The sequence below is a fragment of the Desulfosalsimonas sp. genome, from assembly GCF_046483245.1.
GTDB lineage: Bacteria > Desulfobacterota > Desulfobacteria > Desulfobacterales > Desulfosalsimonadaceae > Desulfosalsimonas.
This window is the reverse complement of sequence record NZ_JAWODO010000081.1, coordinates 1-6,011: the sequence shown is the minus strand read 5'-3', so window position 1 is coordinate 6,011 and position 6,011 is coordinate 1. Positions and strand designations below refer to the sequence as shown.

9 protein-coding genes are annotated in these 6,011 nt (G+C 54.9%); 7 read left to right on the top strand and 2 right to left on the bottom strand.

The window, feature by feature from the left end; genetic code table 11:
- Positions 1 to 739 precede the first annotated feature (739 nt).
- Both R6U41_RS07480 and R6U41_RS07475 read right to left on the bottom strand, forming a co-directional pair.
- On the bottom strand, positions 740 to 1,135 hold the full coding sequence (locus R6U41_RS07480) for a type II toxin-antitoxin system VapC family toxin (protein WP_410269210.1): 396 nt from the start codon (positions 1,133 to 1,135) through the stop codon (positions 740 to 742).
- Positions 1,135 to 1,383, bottom strand: coding sequence for a FitA-like ribbon-helix-helix domain-containing protein (locus R6U41_RS07475; RefSeq protein ID WP_410269209.1), 249 nt, complete (start codon positions 1,381 to 1,383; stop codon positions 1,135 to 1,137). Before R6U41_RS07475 ends, R6U41_RS07480 begins: the two co-directional genes overlap by 1 nt.
- 151 nt (positions 1,384 to 1,534) lie before the next feature.
- On the opposite strand from R6U41_RS07475, the gene R6U41_RS07470 reads away from it, so the two are divergent.
- The 7 genes from R6U41_RS07470 to R6U41_RS07440 all read left to right on the top strand — a co-directional run bounded on the left by R6U41_RS07470 (position 1,535) and on the right by R6U41_RS07440 (position 5,749).
- Positions 1,535 to 1,999, top strand: a complete 465-nt coding sequence (locus tag R6U41_RS07470) for an N-acetyltransferase family protein (RefSeq protein WP_410269208.1) — start codon at positions 1,535 to 1,537, stop codon at positions 1,997 to 1,999.
- Positions 1,905 to 2,492: a hypothetical protein gene (locus tag R6U41_RS07465; protein WP_410269207.1), complete on the top strand. Its 588-nt coding sequence runs from the start codon at positions 1,905 to 1,907 to the stop codon at positions 2,490 to 2,492. The genes R6U41_RS07470 and R6U41_RS07465 overlap by 95 nt, the downstream gene beginning before the upstream one ends.
- Before the next feature lie 80 nt (positions 2,493 to 2,572).
- The gene (locus R6U41_RS07460; protein ID WP_410269206.1) at positions 2,573 to 3,283 is read left to right on the top strand and encodes a glutamine amidotransferase; all 711 of its coding nucleotides are present in this window, start codon (positions 2,573 to 2,575) and stop codon (positions 3,281 to 3,283) included.
- 94 nt (positions 3,284 to 3,377) lie between these two features.
- On the top strand, positions 3,378 to 4,610 hold the full coding sequence (locus R6U41_RS07455; protein WP_410269205.1) for a Fic family protein: 1,233 nt from the start codon (positions 3,378 to 3,380) through the stop codon (positions 4,608 to 4,610).
- A gap of 94 nt (positions 4,611 to 4,704) precedes the next feature.
- Positions 4,705 to 4,974 carry a patatin-like phospholipase family protein gene (locus tag R6U41_RS07450; protein WP_410269204.1) on the top strand — a complete coding sequence of 90 codons (270 nt, stop codon included), beginning with the start codon at positions 4,705 to 4,707 and terminating at the stop codon, positions 4,972 to 4,974.
- A 10-nt stretch (positions 4,975 to 4,984) separates the two neighbouring features.
- The gene (locus tag R6U41_RS07445; protein ID WP_410269203.1) at positions 4,985 to 5,464 is read left to right on the top strand and encodes a hypothetical protein; all 480 of its coding nucleotides are present in this window, start codon (positions 4,985 to 4,987) and stop codon (positions 5,462 to 5,464) included.
- 6 nt (positions 5,465 to 5,470) lie between these two features.
- Positions 5,471 to 5,749: a DUF4143 domain-containing protein gene (locus R6U41_RS07440; protein ID WP_410269211.1), complete on the top strand. Its 279-nt coding sequence runs from the start codon at positions 5,471 to 5,473 to the stop codon at positions 5,747 to 5,749.
- The last annotated feature ends 262 nt before the right edge of the window (positions 5,750 to 6,011 follow it).

Sequence of the window (6,011 nt, the reverse complement as noted above, 5' to 3'; positions counted from 1 at the left end):
TCCAAATACAGCGTCAACTGCATTTGCGTCAAGTCGTTTTTCATGGCTGTTTCGCTGATTTGTCGGAGGCTTTAAAGACCCGGCACTTTTGTAATCTTTTTCAGGAGGGCCTGCGGGGCGGTTTGTTCGCTGCTGAACACTTTCGGGCTCAATGCGACTCACAAACCACACCGCACGCCCTCGACACACACGCCGGCCTAAGGACATAATGTCCGAAACATAGAGAAAACTCCTCTGCTGGCTCAATTCAATCGGGGTGGAATTTTGCTGGTTTTGTTTTATATTTTGGTCATTCGTGCTTGTTTCGTGCTTCGTGTTTTGAATTTCGGATTTTTCAGCCTCGCTTCAGATCCCAATAGTGAACCTGCTGTCGGGATTGTAATGTCACTGTATTTATGACTGCGTGTACTAAGGCGTCCTCCGTACCTGATAATGTTTGATTTGATTTGTAATGGCACAGAGTCGATAAGCCCTGTCAGGCCCCTTGAGATAAAGCCGGGCATGGCGAATTCCGCCCTGTGGACCGCAGGATTGTAATACTGCACGTCCATGCCTTGAGCCGCCGGGCGTTTCTGATCAAAATCCCGGATCTGGTACAGCCCGTTTGATGCAAACCCGAGGCTCCACAGACCGCCCGGGTAAGTGAGGGTGGAGAAAGTGTAAATGTGGATTTTTTCAAATTTGCGCCTAAAGGTAAATCCCTGTATTGGTATCAGCGGGAAAAGGGGTGATGTTTTGTCTAAAGCGTGCGCACGGATTGATTTTGCGCCGTGTTTTTCAGCTTTTTGTCCATGGTGGCCAAAGCGGCGTTGTGCCGTCGCGCAAGCACCAGAAAAAACATATCATAAACCGTTATCTGTGTGTTGCAGGCCAATGCAAACGCCTCCCTGTAAAGATCGGTTTCTGCGGCATAATCATCAGGAAGCATCAGGGCGTTTTCAATGCAGGTCTCGCAGATGTCTGCGGGCAGATCCTGGAACGTGTGATATTTCCAGAAAACGTTTGTGATTTCCGCGATGTAGAGATTCGGTGCGATCACCCAGTCCGCGTTTTGCAGGTGCCCGGCCCAGAACCCGGCATGTCTGCGCTGCATGACGATTTCAGCGCCGATGCTGGTATCCATGACAACAATCATCAGCGCTCCCGGTCCCGGCGGATCAGCTCCGCAGGGTCTTTTAATTGTCCTGTAAACCCATGTGCCGGAGCTGTGCGAATGCGCTCCAGCAAATGTTTTCTGCGGGCTTTTGCGTCCAGGGGTTTTCCCATTCCCCTTGAAAGGGCCACAACCGCTTGCTGGGAAAGGCTTCTGTGCTGTTTTCCGGCTTCTTCCTTCAGCCGGTTATGCAGATGCTCGGGCAGATCTCTGATTTGAAGCGTGGGCATATGCATTCCCCTTTCTGAATGATTGTGCCAACAAAATAATGCATTTGTCATCAAAATGCAAGCATAAATGGTATGGTGTGATTTTTGCATTGCTTAAGACCAGGGACTGGCATTTTTGTTCAAACCTGCGCAAAAGGAGGGAAGTTATCCGTTGAATACGCTTGTGCGCAAAAACCAGGAACTGGCCTCCATTCTAGAGGTCAGCCGCGTGCTGACAAGCTCTTTTGACCTGGAGGCGGATTTTGAATTTTACGACGCGCGTCAGCGGCGCGGGCTTTTTATGATGACAAACGGGTGCTTAAAGCACAAGGTTGTCAAGGTGGCCGAAGCCGGAGGTGAAATCGTGGGCATGGCTTCGGCCCAGACGCTTATCTCAACTGCAGAAGGCTCCATGGCCGCCATTGTGGAAGACGTGGTGGTGCGGCCCGGCTTCCGGCGGCAGGGCACGGGCCGGCGCCTGGTGCAAAGCCTGTGTGAATGGGCCGTCATGCGGGGCGTTTCGGCTGCGTCTGGCCGACACGGTGGGCATCAGCCGGCCCACAGGAACGGACCGTCTGATCCGGATGCTGAAAAATCACGCCCCGGAAATCTCTTTGGAGTTTCACGCCTACAATGATCTGGGCATGGCCACGGCCAACGCGGTCACGGCCGCGGAAGCCGGTGCGGAGGCGGTGAGCGTAACCGTAAACGGTCTGGGCGAGCGGGCGGGAAACGCGGCCTTAGAGGAAGTGGCCGCGGCCCTTCACACGGCAGACAACATCGGATCACGGATTGACAACGCGGGCCTGGCAGGGCTGTGTGCGCATGTGGCCGAATTGAGCGCACGGCCCGTGCCTGCTGCCAAGCCGGTGACCGGCTCTGCCGTGTTTACCCACGAATCCGGCCTTCATTGTGCGGGCCTGCTCAAAAATCCGCTTTCCTATCAGCCTTTTTGCCCCCAGGAGGTGGGACGGGGGGACTGGCGCATGGTCATCGGGTCTCATTCGGGGGCTTGCGCAGTGCGCGCCGCGCTTGCAAAACACGGAATCAAAATGGAGCCCGGGCTGGCAGCCGAATTTGCCGCCCGGGTCCGCGACCTGGCGAAAAAAAAACAGCGCCCCCCTAGTTGACACAGAGCTGTGCCGGTTTTATTTAAATTTTTTGCAGTCTTGCAAAAAGCACGGACAAGACCGGAGCGGAGAACATGGACATGAAAAAACTCTGCATCATAAAACTGGGCACCACGTATGCGGACATGAAGTCCCGGTTCGGTGATTTCGAGCACTGGACCCAAAACGGGCTGGACGCGCCCGGAGCGTTTGTCCGCATTGTGGATGCCAAAAACGGACAGGGACTTCCGGCGCCGGAAAAGTGCGCCGGCGCGGTGCTCACCGGCTCGCATGCCATGGCCACAGACAATGCGGAGTGGAGCGTGCGCACGGAAAACTGGCTAAAGGAATTGCTGCATGTCGGGGTCCCGGTTTTGGGCATTTGCTACGGCCATCACCTGCTGGCCCGGGCTGCGGGAGGAAAAGCCGGCTATCACCCCCGGGGCAGGGAAGTGGGCACGGTGCAAATCCGGGTTTTTCCCGGTGCGGCCGGATCAGATCCGCTTTTTTCCGCAATGCCGAAGCGTTTTTTTGCCCATGCCACCCATTCCCAGACCGTGTTCAAGCTTCCGCCCGGGGCTGTGCATCTAGCCCAAAGCGATCATGATCCGTATCACGCTTTCCGCATCGGCGGCCGTGCCTGGGGCGTGCAGTTTCATCCTGAATTTTCAGCCGAAATCATGCGGGCCTACATCGACAAACAGGCAGATGACCTTATCCGTGAGGGCCGCAGCCCCGAGCACCTTTTGCAAAACGTCACCCCGACCCCTGAGGCACCAGCCATCCTTTCAGCCTTTGCCCGGCTATGTTGATTACAGGGCCCGGTTTCGAACCGGCCAGATTTATCCGTAAATCCTAATAAAATTTCTTGTAAAAATAAAAATAATCCTTTAAATAAGGGTTATTATGAAAGAATCAAAGCCGGACAGCAAACCGGTCAAAAACATCATTTCTTTGCGCCCCTATGTGCCCGGCAAGTCCTTTATCGGCGCGCTAAAGGACCTGGCCCAACAAACCACTTCTGCATCCGCAGCCCTGGAAGGGAGGCTGGCCCGGGAGACCGCTGATGCCCTGGGCTGGCACTTGCGGCTGATCAACAGCTATTACAGCAATCTCATCGAGGGCCACAAAACAACCATTCCGGACATTGAAATGGCCCTGCACCGGCATTTCCGGGATGATCCGGAAAAAAAATACGCCCAGCAGCTGTGCGCCGCCCATGTGGAGACCGAAAAAGCCTTCATGGAAGCATTGCAGACACAGGCGCCGCCAAACATCTGCAGCCCGGAGTTTCTGTCCGACCTGCATGCCGCCTTTTACGCGCACCTTCCCCCGGAGCACCGGTTTGCACACACTCCGGAGGGGTTTTCCGATATCCCGGTCCAGCCCGGTCAATTGCGCGACGTCAACGTGTCGGTGGACGGCCGCACCCCCCACGGCCCCGGGTTTTCGCACCTGCCCGGTCTGATGAAGACATTTGCCGAAAAATACAACCCAAATCGGTTCCACGGAGATGAACGCCTCATTGCCATGGCCGCCAGTCACCACCGGCTGACCTGGCTGCATCCGTTCCGGGACGGAAACGGCCAGGTGGCCCGGCTTTTTTCAGGCCTCTACCTTGCCCGGTCCGGGGTGAACCAGAGCAATCTCTGGTCTTTGTCCCGGGGCCTGTCCCGGCAGAAACAGCGCTACATGATGGAATTGTGGGCCGCGGATTCACCCGCCCAAAACCACAAGGCTTCGGGCTGTTTTTCCGAGGAGATGCTAGCGGATTTCTGCCGGTTTTTTCTGCTCACCTGCCTGGATCAGATCGGGTTTATGGAAAAGCTGCTGCGCCTGGATCAGATCGAAGCCCGAATCGACTGGTACGTGGACATGCGGTCGAGGGACCCGCAGTATCCGCTGCGCCCGGAAGCTGCCCGGCTGCTGCGTGCCGCGTTCATGCGCGGACGCATCCCGCGGGGCCGGGCAGGGGAGATTTTAAACATGAGCCAGCGAAACGCCCGCCGCATCGTGGCTGTTTTGCTCGATGAAGGCCTGCTTGTCTCCTCCTCCCACCGGGCGCCCCTTGTCATGGGCCTGCCGCTTCACGTGCTGCCCTATTATTTTCCGGATCTGTATAATGCGTCCAATTTTTGAAACCCGGGGGAGCAGGCCGGCAGGGGAGCTTTAGCCCTGCCTGTTTCAGCTTCCCTTGTTGATTGACAATCTTTGCAGACCAAAGGAGACGGCCATGGCATCACAATTTCGAAATTTGATTGTTGAAGGCGGGGGCGTAAAGGGGATCGCTTATATCGGGGCCATGCAGGTGCTGACCCAGCGGGGGCTGCTCGACGGCATCCAGCGGGTGGGGGGCGCAAGTGCCGGCGCCATAAACGCCCTGATATTTGCCCTGGGATATGACATCCACATCCAGCGCCAGATCCTGCATTCCACTGATTTTAAAAAGTTCATGTGTTTTTTGCCCCGTGCGCCGCGGGTCGCGAAACGATGTCTATGTTGACGGCGGTGTGATGCGAAACTACCCGGTCAAGCTTTTTGACCGGAAGAAGTATATTGACATGGCAAACGAGGCTGAAGCCGCCCGGGGCACCGATTATTACAATCGCGAAAATGCGTCCTTTCTCCTTGAACGGCCGGATTGCAGTCCCTATGTCTACAACCGCCAGTCCCTTGGCATGCGGCTTGATCGATCCGAGGAAATCGCAGCTTTCCGGTATGACGAGCCCCTGCCGGGCCGGGAGATCAAAAATTTCACCCAGTATGCCCGCGCCCTGATATCGGCTGTTATGCGGGTGCAGGAAAACCAGCATCTGCATAGCGACGACTGGCAGCGCACCCTTTACATCAGCACCCTGGATGTCGGGACCACGGATTTTGACCTTTCGGAGGATAAAAAACAGGCCCTGATAAAGGAAGACATCCGATGCGCGGAAAAATATTTCCAGTGGTTTGAAGACCCGGCCCAAAACCCGGTCAACCGGGTGGCATAGGCGACAATAGGTCGGCAGTATTTTAGTTCGCTTCGTGGCAGTATTTTTGAAACCTTTGTTGTGTCAGAACTGGTCAAGGCCCGGTTTAACCGGATGGAAAACACGGAATTTTACTTCTGGCGGGACAGCAACGGCAATGAAATTGATCTGATTGCTGACTATGTCGGCCGGCTGATGCCCATTGAAATCAAGCCCGGCAAAACCCTGAACCGGGATTTTTTTTCAGGCCTCGAAAAATGGCTGACTTTGGCCGGGAATCGGGCATTTTCGCCCGCACTGATATAAGGAGGCCGTTACTCCTGTATTAACGGAAAGAAAAGATCTGCTTGAGGACGCATTATCCGAGGCCCTCCTTCTTAGTGGCTGAACGAAAACCCTGTTCAGCCAAAACCCGAATATCGAAATCCGAAATCCGAAACAAATACGAATATAGAATGTTCAAATGATAAAAACCAACAGCTTAAAACAGGATGTTGCTGTCATTGATGCATTTAGGGTTTTGGTCATTGTTTCGGATTTCGAGCTTCGGATTTCGGATTTCCTGAAC